At 55.3% G+C, this 18086-nt stretch carries 19 protein-coding genes; 10 read left to right on the top strand and 9 right to left on the bottom strand.

Features of this window, described 5'->3' with window-relative positions; translation table 11 throughout:
• Nucleotide 1: 1 nt before the first annotated feature.
• From RAL88_RS05245 to RAL88_RS05235, 3 genes are read left to right on the top strand one after another with little or no spacing between them, the layout of a single operon-like run.
• Entirely contained in the window at nt 2-913 is a 912-nt protein-coding gene (locus RAL88_RS05245) for a diacylglycerol kinase family protein (protein ID WP_306267764.1), read from the top strand.
• Nucleotides 913-1623 (top strand): phosphatase PAP2 family protein, encoded by a 711-nt coding sequence (locus tag RAL88_RS05240; protein ID WP_306267762.1) that lies wholly within the window; start codon nt 913-915, stop codon nt 1621-1623. Before RAL88_RS05245 ends, RAL88_RS05240 begins: the two co-directional genes overlap by 1 nt.
• 31 nt (nt 1624-1654) lie before the next feature.
• On the top strand, nt 1655-2473 hold the full coding sequence (locus RAL88_RS05235; protein WP_306267761.1) for a DUF1206 domain-containing protein: 819 nt from the start codon (nt 1655-1657) through the stop codon (nt 2471-2473).
• 329 nt (nt 2474-2802) lie between these two features.
• Here the strand turns inward: RAL88_RS05235 and RAL88_RS05230 are convergent, their stop codons facing one another.
• Nucleotides 2803-3156, bottom strand: coding sequence for a response regulator (locus tag RAL88_RS05230; protein WP_306267759.1), 354 nt, complete (start codon nt 3154-3156; stop codon nt 2803-2805).
• Between the two features lie 587 nt (nt 3157-3743).
• On the opposite strand from RAL88_RS05230, the gene RAL88_RS05225 reads away from it, so the two are divergent.
• The gene (locus RAL88_RS05225; protein ID WP_306267757.1) at nt 3744-4616 is read left to right on the top strand and encodes a PRC-barrel domain-containing protein; all 873 of its coding nucleotides are present in this window, start codon (nt 3744-3746) and stop codon (nt 4614-4616) included.
• A 1113-nt stretch (nt 4617-5729) separates the two neighbouring features.
• On the opposite strand, the gene RAL88_RS05220 is transcribed toward RAL88_RS05225, so the two are convergent.
• On the bottom strand, nt 5730-6065 hold the full coding sequence (locus RAL88_RS05220; RefSeq protein ID WP_306267755.1) for a hypothetical protein: 336 nt from the start codon (nt 6063-6065) through the stop codon (nt 5730-5732).
• Nucleotides 6066-6294: 229 nt separating this feature from the next.
• Here RAL88_RS05220 and RAL88_RS05215 point away from each other — a divergent pair, with 229 nt between their 5' ends.
• A complete protein-coding gene (locus RAL88_RS05215) occupies nt 6295-7371 on the top strand; it encodes a L,D-transpeptidase (protein WP_306267753.1) in 1077 nt (358 codons plus the stop codon).
• Nucleotides 7371-8279, top strand: a complete 909-nt coding sequence (locus tag RAL88_RS05210; RefSeq protein ID WP_306267751.1) for an extensin family protein — start codon at nt 7371-7373, stop codon at nt 8277-8279. Before RAL88_RS05215 ends, RAL88_RS05210 begins: the two co-directional genes overlap by 1 nt.
• Before the next feature lie 13 nt (nt 8280-8292).
• On the opposite strand, the gene RAL88_RS05205 is transcribed toward RAL88_RS05210, so the two are convergent.
• The 6 genes from RAL88_RS05205 to RAL88_RS05180 all read right to left on the bottom strand — a co-directional run bounded on the left by RAL88_RS05205 (nt 8293) and on the right by RAL88_RS05180 (nt 13518).
• Nucleotides 8293-8718, bottom strand: a complete 426-nt coding sequence (locus RAL88_RS05205; RefSeq protein ID WP_306267749.1) for a hypothetical protein — start codon at nt 8716-8718, stop codon at nt 8293-8295.
• Between the two features lie 221 nt (nt 8719-8939).
• Nucleotides 8940-9239 carry a DUF4387 family protein gene (locus RAL88_RS05200; RefSeq protein WP_306267747.1) on the bottom strand — a complete coding sequence of 100 codons (300 nt, stop codon included), beginning with the start codon at nt 9237-9239 and terminating at the stop codon, nt 8940-8942.
• Nucleotides 9232-10599 carry an acyclic terpene utilization AtuA family protein gene (locus RAL88_RS05195; protein ID WP_306267745.1) on the bottom strand — a complete coding sequence of 456 codons (1368 nt, stop codon included), beginning with the start codon at nt 10597-10599 and terminating at the stop codon, nt 9232-9234. Before RAL88_RS05195 ends, RAL88_RS05200 begins: the two co-directional genes overlap by 8 nt.
• 4 nt (nt 10600-10603) lie before the next feature.
• Nucleotides 10604-12109 (bottom strand): tripartite tricarboxylate transporter permease, encoded by a 1506-nt coding sequence (locus RAL88_RS05190; protein WP_306267743.1) that lies wholly within the window; start codon nt 12107-12109, stop codon nt 10604-10606.
• 6 nt (nt 12110-12115) lie between these two features.
• On the bottom strand, nt 12116-12556 hold the full coding sequence (locus tag RAL88_RS05185) for a tripartite tricarboxylate transporter TctB family protein (RefSeq protein WP_306267741.1): 441 nt from the start codon (nt 12554-12556) through the stop codon (nt 12116-12118).
• Entirely contained in the window at nt 12556-13518 is a 963-nt protein-coding gene (locus RAL88_RS05180; protein ID WP_306267739.1) for a tripartite tricarboxylate transporter substrate binding protein, read from the bottom strand. The genes RAL88_RS05185 and RAL88_RS05180 overlap by 1 nt, the downstream gene beginning before the upstream one ends.
• Nucleotides 13519-13783: 265 nt before the next feature.
• Here RAL88_RS05180 and RAL88_RS05175 point away from each other — a divergent pair, with 265 nt between their 5' ends.
• The 3 genes from RAL88_RS05175 to RAL88_RS05165 are packed head-to-tail and all read left to right on the top strand — an operon-like array spanning nt 13784 to nt 16653.
• Complete coding sequence (locus RAL88_RS05175) at nt 13784-14521, top strand: sulfite exporter TauE/SafE family protein (protein ID WP_306267737.1); 738 nt, start codon at nt 13784-13786, stop codon at nt 14519-14521.
• A gap of 27 nt (nt 14522-14548) precedes the next feature.
• Nucleotides 14549-15889 (top strand): CoA transferase, encoded by a 1341-nt coding sequence (locus RAL88_RS05170; protein ID WP_306267735.1) that lies wholly within the window; start codon nt 14549-14551, stop codon nt 15887-15889.
• A 26-nt stretch (nt 15890-15915) separates the two neighbouring features.
• Nucleotides 15916-16653 (top strand): GNAT family N-acetyltransferase, encoded by a 738-nt coding sequence (locus RAL88_RS05165; protein ID WP_306267734.1) that lies wholly within the window; start codon nt 15916-15918, stop codon nt 16651-16653.
• Nucleotides 16654-16662: 9 nt separating this feature from the next.
• Here the strand turns inward: RAL88_RS05165 and RAL88_RS05160 are convergent, their stop codons facing one another.
• A complete protein-coding gene (locus RAL88_RS05160) occupies nt 16663-16926 on the bottom strand; it encodes a DUF6455 family protein (protein ID WP_306267732.1) in 264 nt (87 codons plus the stop codon).
• Nucleotides 16927-17177: 251 nt separating this feature from the next.
• Between RAL88_RS05160 and RAL88_RS05155 the strand changes: the two genes are divergently transcribed.
• Nucleotides 17178-18017: a transporter substrate-binding domain-containing protein gene (locus RAL88_RS05155; RefSeq protein ID WP_306267731.1), complete on the top strand. Its 840-nt coding sequence runs from the start codon at nt 17178-17180 to the stop codon at nt 18015-18017.
• Nucleotides 18018-18086: the final 69 nt, after the last annotated feature.

The following is an 18086-nucleotide window of genomic DNA, read 5'->3' as shown; positions in this document are numbered from 1 at the left end:
AGTGGAAGGTTTGGCGCTTATCAATGGCGAAAGCGGGACTTTAAAGACCTGCGACATGGCATCTCTTGAATCTCATGTCAGATCGGAATTTGAAAAGGCCGGTCATAGAGTTACCATCATCCGAATTGACCAGACCGGGATGGCGGATGCGCTCGAACAGGCGAGAGCTTCACAGGCAGAACTGCTCATTGCTGCCGGTGGCGATGGTACCGTCTCGGCGCTCGCGGAGCTCGCCTGGCGAACCAACAGACTTCTCGGTGTGCTCCCTGGCGGCACCATGAATCTTTATGCCAGCACTCTCAGATCACCGGCAGATATTTTTGAGGCGGTTTCTGCACTGGCAAAGGGTAGGGAAGTGTTGGCCGACATTGCAACAGCCAATGGCGAACCCTTCATCAACCAATATTCGGTTGGTTTTCACCCGCGGGCCGTGAAATTGCGCAACAAGATGGATTATGCGTCTCGATTGGGGAAAATCACGGCGACCTTGCGGGCAATGTTCAGTGTCATAACTGATCCGCCTTCCTTTCCGGCGCATTTCACCGTGAACGCGACAAAGCCACACACTGAACGGATTACGGCTCTGTCTGTGTCGAACAATCTTCTGGGGGCCGGACACAATTTATTTGCTGACACATATAACGGGCACTGCCTGGGCGTTTACCGCACTCCAAAAGTGAATCCATTGGAAGCGGTAAAACTGATCCTGGATTTGATCGTCGGTACGTGGACGGAAAACAGGAATGTTACCATTGAAGAGACACAGAAGATGTCTGTTTCGTTCCCTCGCAAACGGAAGAATTCAAGCGCGTTGAAAGATGGGGAACTTGTGGATTTGCCTTCCCGGGTTGATTTCAAGATCGAAAAAGATGCTTTACGGGTATTGCTTCCGCATACTGGAGTTGCACAATGATGAGCCAGAGGACGTCCTCTAAAGCTATGCGCCGTGCCGCATATTCGACTTTGTCAATCGGGATCGTGGCATTTGCCGTTTTGGTGGCGGCGGTCCAACTCGGTCTGACGGAGAGTTTTGATCGCATTGTTGTCCTCTCCTTGCGCAATCCGGAAGATCTTTCCGACGCCTGGGGCCCAGTCTGGTTCCAGAAGACCGCCGCCGAGCTGACCGCCCTTGGCGGCTACCCAATAGTGGTCCTGGCGGTGGTGATTGTGCTGAGCGCTTTGCTGATTGCACGGAAAAACGCTGCAGCAGTGTTTCTCGCCCTGACCCTGATTTCCGGGAGTGTTGTATCTTCACTGCTGAAACTGTTTTTCAACCGCGCCCGGCCAGACCTTGTAGACCGTCTCGACCAGACCTTTACTTCCAGCTTTCCCAGTGCGCACGCGATGCTTTCGATGATCGCCTGGCTCACGCTTGCCGCGATAGCGATACGGTTTATCGAGATGCGCCGGCTCAGGATCTATGTTCTGGTCGCTGCGATGACGCTCGCACTGATCATCGGCAGCACACGCGTATATCTGGGTGTCCACTGGCCGAGTGACGTGATTGCGGGCTGGGCCATCGGTCTGGCATGGGCATCGGGCAGTTGGCTGGTTGCTGACAAAATTGCCCGCCGTCTGACAGGCGGTGCGGAACGAAACGAGGAGTTGGGGCGTTCCGGCTGAGGGAACACAATTCAAACAGTCTGGCAACACCATGAAATCTTCTCACACCTGGATCATTCCGCTTGCGCGCGCCGGCTATGCAGCACGCGGACTGGTTTACCTCATAATCGGTATATTCACAGTGCTGGCATCGTTTGGTGCCGGGGACGAAAAAGACAGCAAAGACGCGTTGAGAACACTTCTTGAGCAGCCCCTGGGGGACTTCATGGTGGGCTTGATGATTATCGGACTGGGCGGCTACGTCGTGTGGCGGTTGATCCAGTCCCTGCTTGACACGGACGATCATGGCTGGTCAGCGAAGGGTCTTGTTGTTCGGGCAGGACTGCTGGCCAGCGCTTTCACTTATGCTGCGCTTGCACTCTACGCGCTCTCCTTATTGGGATTGGTGTGGGGGTCCGGCAGCAGTGGCAGTTCAGGTGGATTTGCAGAATCTCTTTCCCGTTTCGTGAGCACGCAGTATATTTCGCTTGGGCTTGCCATCATCTTTTTTGGTGTGGCGGCTGCGCACTGGCGAAAGGCGGCTTTGCGAAAATACGAAGACCATCTGAAGGCCACTGAGGCTCAGATGACATACATTCATCCAATTTCAATTGCGGGTCTCATCGCTAGAGGGCTGGATTTTGCTCTGCTTGGCGTTCTGCTGACCTATCGATTTCTGAATGCAGGCGAGGACGCCAGCAAAGCTCCAACTACAGAAGATGCTCTGGAATTCCTGCAGGGGCTTCCTTTCGGACAATGGTTGCTGCTTGCGATGGGGGTAGGGCTTATTCTGTTTGCCGCCTATTCATTCACGGAAGCGATATGGCGTAACATTAATGTTGAGGATGCAAGCGTCAAAGAGCAGGTGTAGTGCCGGCTTATTGTGTCGCCCCCACCGGGTGGGTCGCTAAGTGCTTATCGGGGACACTTAGTATCCAGGATACTTTTTTTTTGGGGACATGCCGGAACCAATATCGCCGCTCGCCGTTAATACCCCAGAGACCAGGAAAGAGGCCCTCAAAATGGAAACTGCGCTTTATGTATTCGGCGTTCTTTTTGTTACGGGAGCCATCATGTCCTACGCAGGGCTTATCTGAGTCTAAGATTGATCTGCAGTTTGAAGTTTGAACTATACCAGCGGTGACCTCCAAAATACCCGCCAGAAACAACACCTCCGCTACTCGCGGGGGTGTTGTTGTATCAGGCCGAAGCAGCCAGATAGGTGCGCTCCAGAAAATCGAAGTTGAATGGTTTTGGTATAATTGGAGCATCGGGTGCGGACGCATCGTCGACAACAGCCTGGGGGCGTCCGGTTAGGTAGATGAACGGAATTTTTGCATCTACCAGAGCGTTGGCGATCGGGACGCTGGTTTCTTTTCCCAGATTATAATCCAGAATGGCAAAATCCGGCACCACCTGGGTGAGGGCGCGCGCGCCACTGGCCGGATCTGAAGCGATGATAACCTTGTAACCGCGGTCAGAAAATTCCCACTCCATGTCCATGGCGATAAAGGGATCATCTTCGACAATCAGCAATGTCCGTTGTTGTGCCATTTTTTTTCTTTCAGTTTGAATCAAATTTATCATGAATGGTCTTGGTGGCACGACAACGAACAAACTTTCACAACGGTTCCGGGGCGTCTTCAAAGATGGGTAATAAAGTGTGAACTCAAAAGCCAAGGCGAAAACGGTTTCAGATCAGCAATCGCCAATTAGCGCTCGGAGGAGTTTCGGGAAAAACCGACATGCGCGAACCGGCACTGCGTTCGAACTGCCTGTTTCATTTCCGGTTTGGATTCAAAGCTGTGGATTTGCCGGCATATTCAAAGATAATGCCTGGTTCAAAGACACTGCCTGGCCAGAGGCAAATTGCGCTCTGCGGTGGAAGGTTGTTCGCGCGCTGCCCAATAGAATGCACAGCCACTGCCTCCGAACCTCATTTGATATGCAGCCATACCACCGTTCAGACCCATGAACTCTACCAGTTCTTTTCTCGCTGTTCCGAAAACAGCAAATAAGCCCAAAACTTGCAAATGCTTTGGAACTTATTCGCGAGTCGTTTGTTCTGTTGGTAACGCCACGCACGATGTCGAACCCGGCGTGTAGTTATACAAAACGATACAACAAATGGAGAATGCCTCATGAAACGCATTATCGCAACAACTGCAATGACGCTCATGCTGTCCACATCAGCCTTTGCTGCAGCTCACACAACAGCACTGCAGCCTTATTCGGTTGAGCAGCAGGGCGATATTTACGCTTCTGAATTCATCGGAATGCGTGTCTATGCGGCTGAAAAAGATTTTGACAGCTTCAATGCCGAAACAATGCTGGAAGCAGATGCTGAACAGGAATGGGATGACATCGGCGAAATCAATGATGTGATCCTCAGCCGTGACGGCCAGGTGAAAGCTGTGATTATCGGTGTTGGTGGATTTATCGGCATCGGCGAAAAAGATGTTGCCGTGGAAATGTCCAGCATCAAGATGGTCAGCGAAAAAGATGACCCAGACGATTTCTTTTTGGTCGTAAACACCAACAAGCAGGGTCTGACCGATATGGAAACCTATGCCCGCGTTGCCGTGACGGACCGCGAGCAGGAAGTTGAAACCGACGTCGACGTCAAGAAAGAGCGGGTGATGTCTGAAGAAAAAACAGACGCCGATCGCATGATGGACGGCGAGCGTCGGATGCTTATGGCACCCGAAGTTACCCGTGAAGGCTACGGTGTTTCTTCGTTCGAAGAACTGACCACGGAAGATCTGACCGGCGCACGCGTTTACGGCGCGAAAGATGAAGATGTCGGCGAAATCGACAAACTGATCGTTGACGACAGCGGCCAGATCACGAAAGCGATCCTGGGTATCGGTGGCTTCCTTGGTATTGGCGAACGCAAGATTGCTGTCACGCTTGATGAATTGAGCATCCTGCGCGAAACCGATGGCTCGGCGTTCCGTGTCTATATCGATGCCAGCAAAGAACAGCTCGAAGCTCAGCCTGAATATGAAGGCTAATTCGACCTAAATTTGTCGTGTATGACGGCCGCTCCTCGGAGCGGCCGTTCTGCGTTCGGGGAGTGGCCCCACCCCTTTACTGGAAATCATTCGTCAAATCTGGATTCAATAACTCGCCACATGAAATCGATTTAACATTTGTGCATCGGCACAACGGCAATCCGGGTCGCGCAAAATCCTGATCGCGTCGGCGGTGGCGTCAAGATTATTATGGCCCGTTCCAAATTCATGCCGCCGGGGCCAAGGCGTCGGGGACCTCGAATTGAGATAACATGCTGAGCGGGCACAGGGTCTCTTGGAACTCGCGACATGAGTCTGCAGGCGATCCGGGCGCATTAATACCCTTTCAGGTTTGCCATCCGGTGTTTATTTCGCTTGGGGGCGCGCGGCAGCAAGATTGAATGGATGAGGCTATTTCCCACACGGTGCTCACTTGATGTGCCTCAGCTTGCACTGGCCTTGTGAAACACGCCAGTCCTGGCTGCTGAGGCAGCCTTCTCTATTGCGCTGTCAACGCGCAAATGCGCTGTATTGGTGGCGCCGGGTCACAGTGAAGCAAACTGAGGGTGTGGATCCGCGGCTCATTTTTATGAGAAAGGTATGGCAGTACGAGACGTTGTGAAGCTGTGACTTGTGCGCACGGGCTCGCGCGCCGAGGTCCTCTTCAATGCTAACGATACGATGCGGTGATGCGTATATGTTTGGCCGATGCTGTCCGGTGGGCCTGTAGGGGGAGGGGCACAACCGAAGGCCGTGTTTGCGCGCACGCCACATATGTCCGTTGAACTCCTCTCTTGTGGTTATCAGGACAGCGGCGCTAAGTTTGCCTCTGTGACCCACACGTAACCCCGGACTAAAAATTCTATCTACTCATGAAGTGCTGAAGGATATGGGCTTTGCTGAAATCTGCCCGATGCGCGTCACGAGGTGGGAAGCTGCCGCTTGGTTGCCCGGATTACCTGATCTTAATTGGGATCGTCAGGGATACTCTTGGACAAATAATTCCCAGGGAAATTTGTGCATGCACAAAAAAACCCCCGCCATGGCGGGGGTTTTTTTGTGGCTCGTAGGATCTGCTGCGTTGTGCGCAGGAAACGTGCCTGCGGTTCGGTATCAGCCTTTGTCCGGGCTCAGCATAGCCTGCTGAGAATTGGCAGCGTTCTGCTGGGCAGCGGGCGCAACTGCTTCGACAAAAAGGTTGCCGTCGTTGGCAAAGAACCATTTGAAATCAGGGTTGGCCAAGGCCATATCGGGTTGCACTTTGACGCATTTGCCGACTGCTACAGGAAGGGATTTCTCAAATTTCGAAACGGCATCGTCAAGGCGAGTATAAAGGCGTTCTTCGCATGTATTATAGTTAGCGAAAACCTGAACCGGCTCAGGAGACTCCTTGCACACGCCAAGCATATGAGAGCAACTTACAAGAAAGATGGCAAACAATTCGGTCATGGCAGTTCTCCAAAATGGCGTTTCATGGTGTTGTTGCAATGTTAACGGACGCAGCGCGCATTCGTTCCATGAATTGATAAAAAAATGAGGTCGGGAATAATTCCTCCTTTCAACTATCTTTATAGGTAGCAGCAGTGGAACTTTTCTCGATCAACCACGTTTCTATCTCCAAGAGCGCGCATATTTCGGCGCTGTGACTGCATTCCGCAGTCATTAAGAAAGGGACGTAATGAAAAAATCATTGTTCATCACAGGCATGCTGACCTCCTGTGCATATGTCCTTCTGGCGATGTCGCTGGCTATGGGTCAAACCCCCCTGACCCAGGATGCCATTGAAGCAGCAACGCCAGGACAAACTCTTCTGCTCAAACAAGAAGAGGGGTCAGCACCCAATTCAGAAACAGGGTCAGAAACAGGGTCAGAAGCAGGGCCAAAAGCAGAGCATGAAGGACCTTCAGCGCTGGTTGCCCGTGTGCAGATCGCATTGGACCGGGCCGGATTTTCGGTCGGTGTGATTGACGGTTTCGCAGGCGATAATTATGCGAGCGCGCTGGTCGGCTTTCAATCTGTCAATCAGCTTGAGGTAACCGGAACCGTCACACCAGAAACCTGGGAGTTGCTCGTTGCGAGTTTTGGCGACGCGGTGATGCAGACCTACACACTCACAGCGGAAGATCTGGCTATGGATTATATTGCCGAGGTGCCAAGTGATTACAGTGAGAAGGCGAAACTGAAGGCGCTCAGCTATACAAGTCCAGTCGAGATGCTGTCAGAGCGGTTCCATATGGATGAAAATTTCCTGCGCGCGCTCAATCCCTCGGCTACTTTTGCAAATGTCGGCGAGGTCCTGCTCGTCGCAAGTCCGATGCGGCCGATCGAGAACGCAAGCGTCAAACGCATTATTGTCGATGGGAAGAATGGCCGGGTTCAAGCCTATGATGCAGAAGGGCTGCTGGTAGCCATGTATCCGGCCACTGTGGGAAGCGAGAGTACCCCTAGCCCGTCGGGAACCCACGAGGTTGTCGCAGTCGCGGAAAACCCGACCTATACCTATAATCCGAAAATCAATTTCACCCAGGGTGATAATAAAGAGGTCCTGACCATTGCAGCAGGCCCGAATGGCCCGGTCGGCTCGATATGGATTGATCTGTCGAAACCGACCTATGGAATTCACGGCACGCCCGATCCGTCAAAGATTGCCAAAACACAGAGCAATGGTTGTGTGCGGCTGACGAACTGGGATGCCGCAGAACTGGCCAAACTCGTCTCTACCGGTACGATTGTAGAGTTTCTCGAAGGTTCCTGATGCGAAATGATCGCCTCAGTACACTTGTTCTGGTCGCGTTGCTGGTGGTTGCACCAATGCCCCTTGCTGCAACCGAAGCGGTGCCGCTCCCAACCAGCAAACCGCTAGCCGGCAACGCGCCAGACACCCTTCAGCCTCCAGTTTCAGTTGGCTCCATGAAACCGGTTTCCAAACCGCAGGTGGAGACAGATACAGAGCCAGAAGCAGAGACCGAGGCAGAAGCAGAGACCGAGGCAGAGGCAGAGGCAGAGGCAGAAACTGGATCAGAGGCAGAGACTGTGCCATCGGTTCAGGAGGAGAAACTGCCCTCAAATGCCCTGACACCGGCCTCAATTCTTGAGGCTGTGAAGACCGAAGCTGCCACCGCATCCGCCTGTCAAGCGGATCTGAAAGCATTGGGCGTGCAATTCACAGCGCTCGATCCGATCATTGCAGAAGGCGGTTGCGGAATTGCATATCCGGTCACCCTGACAGCGTTGCCTGGAGGCGTCACACTCAGCGAAACAGCGACCTTGTCCTGCCCGATGGCAGTCGCCCTTGCCAAATGGGTGAAACAGAGTGTTGCCCCGCTTTCAAAGCTCTATCTGCAGGAACCCTTGTCCGGGATCGGCATCAGCACGTCGTATCAGTGCCGCATGCGCAATGGAGTGACAGATTCCAAGCTCAGCGAACATGCGTTTGCCAATGGGCTGGACGTGCATTTCTTCGAAGCCGGAAAGGCCGGCCGCATTGCGGTGGTGGAACGCAATATCAATTACGACAAATCAGCTTCTTTTCAAGCCGCGATACGCGGGGCGGCCTGCGCTTATTTCACGACGGTTCTGGGGCCGATGACGAATGCTGCCCATGCCAATCACTTTCACCTCGACATGCGCGCGCGTAAAGGTGGCTTCCGGCTGTGTGAATAAAGCCCGAGGGTGCTTATCGCAGTACTCCGTTGGCGCGCATTTTCAAGGCGTAGAGCCACAGCACCAGTGCAATGACAAATATGAAGGCGGAAAAATAGATCGCTTCGGCTCCGACAACCTCCTGCATTTTTACCTCTGCCAGAACAAAATTGTGGAACGAAGTTACCATCATGGCAAAAAATGACAGTCCGAGCACCGGCGCTGCCCATCTGGTGCGAAACAGCAACAGCACTGAGCCAGCGACGCCGAACCATACTGCTACAGCCCAGCTGCCCTGTACCCAAACAGGAAAGCTCTGAAAATAAGTCAGCTGCTCCGGCGTAAACTGGGTGAGGTAGTCTGCATTTTTTGTCTGCGTCATAAAATAGTCAAACGCGCCCATCGCGTTCCATAGCAGGGTGGCGAGGCCGACAATCCATAAATGCCAAGGGGTCTTCATGGTGATGCTCCTTCGTGCGGCTGTTCTGCGTTGCAATCCGTTCGACGGGGATTTTTCAGCATAGCGGAACCCGGATCTGCTGAAATTATCAGCCGAATTTTTGATCCGATTCTATTTCTGCGCGCATTATAGCAAGCTCGGCGGTGAAATAAACGGGCCAAAGTTCACGGCCGGGCTGATCGGGGGCCTCGACACCAGCAAGAGGCCGGGGGAAGGAAGTTTTAAATCTCCAATTCAGCAACAAGGGCCGCCCAACTGGCACCGTGCATGTCGCGGTCATGAATCGAGCCCTGGACCTGGGGCCGGTCGAGGCTGAATTTTATGACATTCAGGGAGGGAATGTCGAAGCGTTGCAGCTTTGAGGGATCGGTCCGCAGCAGGGTGGCAATGCGTTCGGTGGACAGAGCCGATCCGACATGAGTGTATGCATCGCTCGAGCCGCAGAAAATATCGATGGTAAGCTTGAACGGTCCGGCGTTCTTGGAGCGGACTTTTTCCACTAAGTGTCCCAGTTCAGCCACGGCCAACCTCAAGCGTTTCCAGAGCAAATGCATCCATCGGATGATCAAGTTCCATGACATGGTTGAGACAGAATTCATAGACAGGCCCAACCGGAACTTCCGCCGGGGAAAACTGGAACGCAAAGGTGGGCTGTTCTTCTTCCCGTGTCAGCGGATGATGCAGCAGATAGGGATTGAGGATCTTGCCGATTTCCTGGGCCATTGCCATGGTGCTGGCAGTGACAAAGCCCATCACGCCAATTTCTGTGGGCCGGTAATTGGTGTTTTCCGGCTCCAGCGCGCCAAAGGTCGCGTTCTTGCCGATGAGGCGTAGTTCGATGGTAAAATCTTCCTCTGCAAGTCCCAGTCGGTCGATGGCCTTCTCCCGGCTTTTCTGAACGATATCATCAGCCCATTGTTGAGCCTGATCGACATAGCGTTTGTCGCGCAACAGGGCAAAAGCCATGATCTGATAGCCGGCGATGCGCGCACCTTCCAGCTTTACCGTATAGCGTTGTGAGGGAACCCATTGTGCCCCGGTGGCGCGCACGCTTTTGGTGTCAATTGCCTCGTAGTGCGCATTGGTGACATCGAGATGGCCACCTGGCTCATAAAGAATAAAGGGATCGGCATTTTCGTAGAGCATGTGGGCAGACACGGTGTGCGGGCTGGCATTCGCTCCGTCAGCGGTGGGCGTGATGGTAAAGCCATCGGTGTCGAAATCGATCAGCACTACGCCGGATTGCGGATTGCTGGCGCAGAGCGCGCCGCATTCGCCGATCTTGGCGCCGTGCCAGGCAGCGCCGGGATGACAGCCCTGCATCAGCGGCAAGGCGGCAATGATGGCGGTGTCGGTTGTGCGTCCTGCAATGATGATATCCGCGCCGGTGTTGATGGCGGCCTGGATCTGCTCCGCGCCGGCCAGTGCGACGATGTTGGTGAAGTTTTCAATGGCATCGGCCGACAGGTCGGGCGCCGGGCTGAGCGGATGCAGCTTTCCACTGTTAAAGGCGGTTGTCACAATGGCGGCCTGTTGCGAGGAGCGCAGAACCGCGATTTTCAAGCTCTGTCCCAGCTCCGCAGCAATATCTCTGGTGATTTCCAGCAGCCAGTCCACGGCACTGTCGGTGCCGCAGGTTCCCGCTGTGCCGATAACCAGCGGCACGCCCGCCTCGGCGCGCGCTTCCATGAGGCCCTTCCATTCCAGCCGTGTCGAGGCGCGGGAATATTTCGAGACGCCGCGGCCCAGATAGGATGGGCCGGAATCTGTCGAGCCGCCGTCGATGGCAATGAGGTCCGGCTTTGCGGCAATGGCCCGGGCCATCGCCTCCTTGTCATAGCCAAGACCAAGTGCACCGGAGGGGATGAGAATGCGTGTCATTTTTTCAATCCGTAATAGCCTGTGGTTTCTTCAATACTTTGCGCAGGAACATGGGAGCAACGAAGCCACCAATGGCTGCAACCCAGAGCCCGATTGCGATGGGCGTGGAAAACAGGAAACTCCAGTCGCCGTCTGACAACACCATCGCCCGGCGCAGGGAATCTTCCATCTGATTGCCCAGCAGAATGCCCAGAATCACCGGAACTGTCGGGATGTCCAGCTTGCGCAGAAAATAACCCAGAATACCAAAGCCGACCATCAGCAGCAAATCGAAATAGCTGCCGGACAAAGAGTAGATACCAACAAAGGAAATCATGGTGACACCTGGCAGCAGCACCCAGGCCGGCACCTGTAACACATAGACGAAGATCTTGACCAGCGGCACATTCATGACGAGCAGCACAACATTGGAGATGAGCAGTGAGGCGATCAGCCCCCAGACAACTTCCGGCCGGTCGGCAAACAGGGTTGGGCCGGGCGTGATGTTGAGGGTCATCAGCAGGGCCAGCAGCACTGCTGTTGTGCCGGAACCAGGGACGCCAAGCGTCAGCATCGGCACAAGAGCACCGCCTGCCGCGGCATTGTTGCCGGCTTCAGGCGCGGCAACACCGCGTGGATTGCCCTTGCCAAAAGAATCCGGGTCCTTGGAAACCGCCTTTTCCGCCATATAGGCCATGAAGCTGCCAAGCGAGGCACCGGCACCGGGCAGAACACCTGCGAAAAAACCGATAAAGGTGGAGCGGATCATGGTCCAGAAACTGTCCAGAATCATTTTGACGGGTATCGTCACCTTTTCAAGTTTGACGCCAATAGCTGTGTCCCTGCCGTGGCTTTCGATGAAAAAGAACACTTCGGCAATCGCAAACAGGCCGACAATGGCGACCAGAAAATCCACGCCATCCATAAGGTGGAGATTGCCATAGGTAAAGCGCGGCATGCCGGACGTATTGTCGAGGCCGATCATGGCAATGCCAAGCCCGAGACAGGCGGCAATTGCGGATTTCGCCTGATTGTTGGAGGCCATGCCGCCAAGTGTGCAAAAGGCGAGCAGATAAAGCGCGAAATACTCCGCCGGCCCAAACAGATAGGCGACGCGGGCAAGCAGCGGAGCAAGAATGATGAGGCCGATGGTTGCCAGAAATGCACCAACGAAAGAGGATACACCAGACAGTACAAGCGCATCCCCGGCCTTACCCTGCCTGGCCATCGGATAGCCATCCAGCGTTGTCATCAGCGCGGGCTCATCGCCGGGAATGTTGAGCAGGATCGAGGAAATACGCCCGCCATACATGGCGCCGTAATAGACGCTTGTCATCAGCACCAGCGCCGATGTGGCGTCCAGCCCCAGGGTGAAGGTGATGGGGATCAGAATGGCCACACCGTTAGACGGCCCCAGACCGGGCAGGGCACCGATAATGGTGCCCAGAAAGCAGCCGATAATGGCGAGCATCAGCGTAAAGGGCGTGAAGGCAACACTGAAACCCAGTGCAAGATTGGCGAGTGTTTCCATGAAAATTTATCCGAGAAAGCCTTTGGGAAAGGCAAACAGCCCGAGACCCAGCGCGTATTTGAACAGTATGAACAGACCAATCGACAAGCCAGCCCCGGTGAGCAGTGCAGGCACTGCGCGTGGGCTGATCTGATAGCTGAGAATGGCCGCGGCGATGAAAGTCGGGGCGATGAAACCCAGCGGCTTAAGCGCATAGGCATAGAAGATGAGGGTGAGAACCGCGATGCCGAGCAGAACAAAGGTGCGCGATGCCGGCCAATCGGGGTCCGGGTCGGGTTTTACAATCAGCACCAGGGCGCTGATCATTGTGACGGCGCCGATCAGGATCGGGAAAGATTTGGACCCGACCGGATCGGACAGAAAACTGGCCTGAATCTGAAAGGCGCTCGCAATATATGCGAGCGCCACTCCGAATATGACCAGACCAAAAATCCGGTCAGATGCCATTACTGAATGACCCCAATGTCTTTCGACAATTGCGCAACCTCAGAGACCAGGCCATCGACATAGCTCTGGAAGTCACCGCCGACTTTGGTGAAAGGTGCCAGGCCATTGTCAACCATCGCCTGCTTCCACTGATCGGATGCGGCCACCTTGGCCAGGCGGTCAGCCCAGGTATCGAAAACCTCGTCGCTGACGCCTTTGGGAATATAAAGGCCGCGCCAGTTGACGGCGACCACATCAAATCCCTGCTCCTTGGCTGTCGGAATATCCTCAAAGCCGGGCACACGTTCTTCGGTGAGAACGGCCAGTACACGCACTTCACCGGATTTCAGAAAGCCAACAATTTCCGACATATCGCCGGTCATCGCCTGAGTGAAACCGCCAATGGTCTGGGTGATGGCGTCTGCACCACCGTCAACACCGATATATTTGATTTTGGTGATGTCTGTGAAACCGGCACGCTGCAGGATCATAAGCGGTTTGAGATGATCAAAGCCGCCCACTGCCGAACCACCGGCAAAAGCAACGGAACCCGGATCTGCCTTGATGGCATCAACCAGATCACCAAGGCTTTGGAATTTTGAATCCGCGCTGACAACAATCACACCCGGATCAGCGCCAATGGCACCGACAAAACGGACCTGATCGGCGGTCGCGCCGCCATAGGCATTCTGTGCCAGCCGTGTGGTTGTCGCAGAGGATGCAGCGATAATCAGATCGGGATCGGTATTGCGCTCATTGACTACGGTGCTGTAGGCGAGGCCGCCACCGGCACCGGCCATGTTTGTCACCTGAATAGGTTCATCCACAGCCTTGATATCATACATGATTTTGCCGATCTGTCGGCAGGTGAAGTCCCAGCCGCCGCCGGGGTTGGCCGGAGCAATACATTCAGCCGCGAAAGCGGATGTAAGCATCCCGATGCTGAGGAATGCTCCTACAGCGGTTGATTTGATTATTTTCATAGTTCTCTCCCTGTTTCGACAAAACACCTGTTTTGTTGAACGGGGACCATGCCAGCACACCCAACGGACTTCAAGCAGGTTGTGAAAAGTTTTGCCGGGTGGAAATGCGTAGACGTTGCTGTATCCGTGGCTTTGAGAGGGTCGTGCCAACTGTCTCATGTGAATGGGCGGCCGCAATTGCATTGACCGTAGTGAAAGGCCGTTGGCAGGGAAATCTGTTGGGTATAGGACTTGGCGGAACAGATGTCGGGCGGTGCAAGTTTCCATGGAATTTTTCTATATTTTTCTCAGCTTCGCACTGGGCGGAATTCTGAAAGGGGCGACCGGGGCAGGGGCACCGATCGTGGCTGTGCCGATCATCACCCTGTTTTACGATGTGCCTACGGCGGTGACGATTTTCGTGATCCCAAACCTTCTGTCCAATCTGTGGCAGGTCTGGGCTTATCGCCGCGACCAGTTGCCGCCGGCGCTGAGTTACCGGCTTGCCGGAACCGGGCTGGTAGGCGCCGCTATCGGTACCGTTATGCTGGCCTATCTGCCGACAGATTTTCTGACCATGATGGTCGGGGTTCTGGTGGTCGCCTATATCGGATTCCGCCTCGCAAAACCGGACTGGAAGCTGGAATATGCCGCCGCCTTGCGGATTGTCCTGCCGGTTGGCACGGTGGCCGGCGTGTTGCAGGGCGCGGTGGGTATTTCCGCACCTGTTTCCCTGACGTTTTTGAATGCCATGAAGCCGGAGCGCAGGCAGTTCATCGCCACGATTTCGTTGTTTTTCATCTCCATGGCGGCGGCACAACTGCCGGTGATGATCGGTTTCGGGCTGATGACCATGGAACGGTTCTGGATCAGTTGTCTGGCGCTTGTTCCGCTGATGGCGTTCATGCCGCTTGGCGCGCTGATCGCGCGCTATGTTCCACGCGGTGTGTTTGACAAGATTATTCTGGTGATGCTGGGGTTTATTGCTGTGCAATTGATTGCAGATGTGATTGCCGGCGGCTGATCGCGTTTTAAAGGCCTAACGAATTTCATGAACACTCCCTTTCTGAAAGAGATTGTGTTGGCATTTCCCGGCACAGAAGCATGGCTGGATACTGAACTTCTGTCGGTCAGAGAGAGCGATCCACTGGCGGCGTGGTTTGCGGTTTCGGATCTGGCGGCGGCCAGTGTCGGCATGGCCGGATTGATGGTGGCTGGCCTGACAGGCACGCGCGGCGCGGTGCGGGTGGACCGGTTTCTGGCTTCCCTCTGGTTCGGCATGACGTTGCGGCCGCTGGGCTGGGACCTGCCGCCGGTGTGGGACCCGATTGCCGGCGATTATCAAACATCGGATGGCTGGATCAGGCTGCACACCAATGCGCCGCATCACAGGCGGGCAGCCCTTTCGGTGCTCGGCGAGGTGGAGAACCGGACCGCGCTTGCACCGCTTGTCGCCGAATGGAATGCAGAGGAACTGGAGGCTGCGGTGGTAGCTGCCGATGGTTGCGCTGCCACGATGCGCAGTATCGAGGCCTGGGCGAACCACCGGCAAGGGCAGGCTGTTGCCACAGAGTCGCTGGTGCACTGGCAGCAGAGTGGCGAGAGCGTGCCGAAGCCAGCTCCACTGGCCGGGCTTAAAGTGCTGGATCTGACCCGGGTTCTGGCAGGCCCCGTGGCAACGCGGTTTCTGGCCGGATACGGTGCCCGGGTGCTGCGCCTGGATCCGCCATTCTGGGAGGAAGGGGCCGTGGTGCCGGAGGTGACGCTTGGCAAACATTGCGCCGGACTGGACCTTGGTTCGGCCACAGACCGTGCAGTGTTTGATGCGCTGGTCAAATCCGCAGATGTGCTGGTGCATGGCTACCGGCCAGGGGCGCTGGAAGGGCTGGGCTATGAAAGTGAACGGCTGCGCACGCTCAATCCCGGTCTGATCGATGTTTCGCTGAATGCATATGGCTGGACCGGTCCATGGGCCGGCCGGCGCGGATTTGACAGTCTGGTGCAGATGAGCAGCGGCATTGCCGAATACGGCATGGCGCAAAGCGGTGCTGAAAAGCCGGTGCCTCTGCCGGTGCAGGCGCTGGATCACGCCACCGGTTATCTGATGGCGGCAAGTGTGCTTTATGCCCTGCAGGCGCGCAACACCACGGGCAGGGTTCTGTCAGCGCGCCTCTCGCTGGCGCGCACCGCGCATTTGCTGGCGCAAAGCAAACGCACAGAGCCCGGCGCGCCAGCGAGAGGCGAAGCGGACAGCGATCTGGCCGACGCGGTTGAACACACCGGATGGGGCTTGGCACGGCGGGTGCGTTTTCCGCTTTCCATTGACAGGCTGCCAGTGGCGTGGCGCATTCCCGCCGGTCAGTTGCGCCGTTCACCGCCGCAATGGGGATAGGCTTGGCGCTATCCAGAAGAGGGAACATGCCGCAGTATTTCAATGAATTCGGTCAACCGATAGGTGCGGAGATTGCTGGCTGGGCCGGCTGCAAGCCGCCGTCAGAAGTGGCGATGGAGGGGCGGTTCTGCCGCCTTGAGGCCCTGAATGCAGCGCGCCATGGCGGTGATCTGTTCAAAGCCTACCAGCAGGACAGCAATGGCAGTCTTTGGACCTATATGGCGTCAGGCCCGTTCGACACTGAAGTTGCGCTGACAGAATGGATTGCAGCACAGGCCCAAGGCAGAGACCCGCTGTTTTATGCCATCATCGAGCGCGCTAACGGCAAGGCGGTGGGCATGGCGAGCTACATGCGCATGATGCCGCGATCCGGTGTGATTGAAGTGGGTAACATTGCTTATTCACCGTTGCTGCAACGCACGGCGCTTGCCACAGAAGCCATGTTTTTGATGATGGTTCATATTTTTGATGACCTTGGATACCGCCGCTATGAGTGGAAATGCGACAGTCTGAACGGGCCTTCACGCCGTGCGGCTGAGCGTTATGGCTTTACCCATGAAGGGATATTCCGTCAGGCCCTGGTCTATAAGGGCCGCAACCGGGATACTGCCTGGTTCTCGGTTCTCGACCGGGAATGGCCGACACTCAAAAAGGCCTATACTTCCTGGCTTGACCCGGAGAATTTTAGCAGCAGCGGACAGCAGAAGAACAGGCTTGCCGATCTGATCGCTGCTCTGCGCCATAATGAGACGCCGGAGCGCTGAGCGGTAATGTTAACAGTGCCTGGTTTCGCTGTTGCGCAGGCGTTCCAGCCGTTGTGCATTGGGGCAAAAGGATGGTGGCCTTGCATCAATGTGGTCTGCGGCCAGCCATTTTCTGCAGTCAGATGTGGCCTGACAGCCAAGGCAGGCAGACATGGCGGCGCGCAAATCCTGTTCAGCGGCACGGGCGATATCCCCGCCGATGCCGACCGAAGTGCGTTCCATCATCTGTTCCAGCAATTCAAGCTTTTCTCCGGTTTTCCTGAAAAAATCCATTGTCTCCATCCCATTCGATTATGGGGTGCAGCTTACCTCGCTGAAGCGGGCGCGCCTTGACTTCGATCAATAGAAAATTAGCGGTAAGGTGGCGACATATCGGCCATGTTGTGGCGGCTGGTAAACAAGACAGCGGACGTTGTTTTCCACAAACCTTAAGGTGCATTTCCGATAAATTGACAGATTGTCGACAATCGACAATAGTTGAAATGTTCAATTTTACCCCTGTTACCTTTGACACGGAGACCTTCATGCTCAAATCAATCACAACAAAACTGGCCGCCTTTCTGGTTGCCGTTACTGCGCTGTTTGCCGCCGCTGGCGCTGGAACGGCTCAGGAAACATCCACATGGGACGCCATCAAGGAGCGCGGTAGCCTGCGCATTGGCGTCACTCAGGCACCGCCCTGGTTTTACAAGGAACTTGGCGCTGATGAATGGACCGGCCTTGGCTCGTCTGTCGGCAAGGCGATGGCCGCTGAACTGGGTGTCGAATTCGAACCGGTTGAAGTGACTTGGGGCACGGCAATTGCCGCATTGCAAGCCAACAAGATCGACATCATGTTCGTACTGGACGCGACCCCGACGCGGGCGCTTGCGATCGACTTTCCGGCCCAGCCACTGCTGTATTATGCGCTGGCGGTTCTGGCCGATGATGACATGAAAATCGAAACCTGGGCTGATCTCAACACGGACGACATGAAACTGGCCGTCACCCAGGGCACAACCATGGACACCTACGTCACCAAATATCTCGACAAGGCGGAGATTCTGCGCTTTCCCTCAAATGGGGAATCTGTTGCAGCGTTCCAGTCGGGCCGGGTGAAAGCAGTTTCGCTGTTCCATCCGCCGTTGATTGCAATGCGCAAGCAGATCGGCCGGGGCCAGATTGTGCTGCCATCGCCAGTGCGCCAGTCAGCCTCATCTGCCGGTGTACGCCGCGAAGCTGACAAGACATTTCGCGACTGGGTCAGCACTGCAATCGCGTATTACTACTCAACGGGCCAGACTCAAGTCTGGTACGAGGACTTCCTCACCGAATTCGGTGTTGATCCTTCGTCCGTGCCTGCCGTGCGCCGCGAAGAATGGTAAACCTGTAACCAACTGCAAGTCTGTCACCGGCAGGCGGAGCACGCTTCGCCTGCCGCTTTTCAACCCGAA

Origin of the sequence: Pararhizobium sp. IMCC3301, assembly GCF_030758315.1 — a bacterium.
Classification (GTDB): Bacteria; Pseudomonadota; Alphaproteobacteria; order Rhizobiales.
This window is presented reverse-complemented; position numbering and strand designations above follow the sequence as displayed.

What these genes read in the sequence shown, in the direction of transcription:
- RAL88_RS05225 (WP_306267757.1), top strand. Translation starts at nt 3,744, where the DNA reads ATGAAACGCATTATCGCAACAACTGCAATGACGCTCATGCTGTCCACA.
- RAL88_RS05170 (WP_306267735.1), top strand. Translation starts at nt 14,549, where the DNA reads ATGAACACTCCCTTTCTGAAAGAGATTGTGTTGGCATTTCCCGGCACA.
- RAL88_RS05205 (WP_306267749.1), bottom strand. Translation starts at nt 8,718, where the DNA reads ATGAAGACCCCTTGGCATTTATGGATTGTCGGCCTCGCCACCCTGCTA.
- RAL88_RS05165 (WP_306267734.1), top strand. Translation starts at nt 15,916, where the DNA reads ATGCCGCAGTATTTCAATGAATTCGGTCAACCGATAGGTGCGGAGATT.
- RAL88_RS05220 (WP_306267755.1), bottom strand. Translation starts at nt 6,065, where the DNA reads ATGACCGAATTGTTTGCCATCTTTCTTGTAAGTTGCTCTCATATGCTT.
- RAL88_RS05155 (WP_306267731.1), top strand. Translation starts at nt 17,178, where the DNA reads ATGCTCAAATCAATCACAACAAAACTGGCCGCCTTTCTGGTTGCCGTT.
- RAL88_RS05215 (WP_306267753.1), top strand. Translation starts at nt 6,295, where the DNA reads ATGAAAAAATCATTGTTCATCACAGGCATGCTGACCTCCTGTGCATAT.
- RAL88_RS05160 (WP_306267732.1), bottom strand. Translation starts at nt 16,926, where the DNA reads ATGGATTTTTTCAGGAAAACCGGAGAAAAGCTTGAATTGCTGGAACAG.
- RAL88_RS05180 (WP_306267739.1), bottom strand. Translation starts at nt 13,518, where the DNA reads ATGAAAATAATCAAATCAACCGCTGTAGGAGCATTCCTCAGCATCGGG.
- RAL88_RS05230 (WP_306267759.1), bottom strand. Translation starts at nt 3,156, where the DNA reads ATGGCACAACAACGGACATTGCTGATTGTCGAAGATGATCCCTTTATC.
- RAL88_RS05175 (WP_306267737.1), top strand. Translation starts at nt 13,784, where the DNA reads ATGGAATTTTTCTATATTTTTCTCAGCTTCGCACTGGGCGGAATTCTG.
- RAL88_RS05190 (WP_306267743.1), bottom strand. Translation starts at nt 12,109, where the DNA reads ATGGAAACACTCGCCAATCTTGCACTGGGTTTCAGTGTTGCCTTCACG.
- RAL88_RS05210 (WP_306267751.1), top strand. Translation starts at nt 7,371, where the DNA reads ATGCGAAATGATCGCCTCAGTACACTTGTTCTGGTCGCGTTGCTGGTG.
- RAL88_RS05185 (WP_306267741.1), bottom strand. Translation starts at nt 12,556, where the DNA reads ATGGCATCTGACCGGATTTTTGGTCTGGTCATATTCGGAGTGGCGCTC.
- RAL88_RS05235 (WP_306267761.1), top strand. Translation starts at nt 1,655, where the DNA reads ATGAAATCTTCTCACACCTGGATCATTCCGCTTGCGCGCGCCGGCTAT.
- RAL88_RS05240 (WP_306267762.1), top strand. Translation starts at nt 913, where the DNA reads ATGAGCCAGAGGACGTCCTCTAAAGCTATGCGCCGTGCCGCATATTCG.
- RAL88_RS05195 (WP_306267745.1), bottom strand. Translation starts at nt 10,599, where the DNA reads ATGACACGCATTCTCATCCCCTCCGGTGCACTTGGTCTTGGCTATGAC.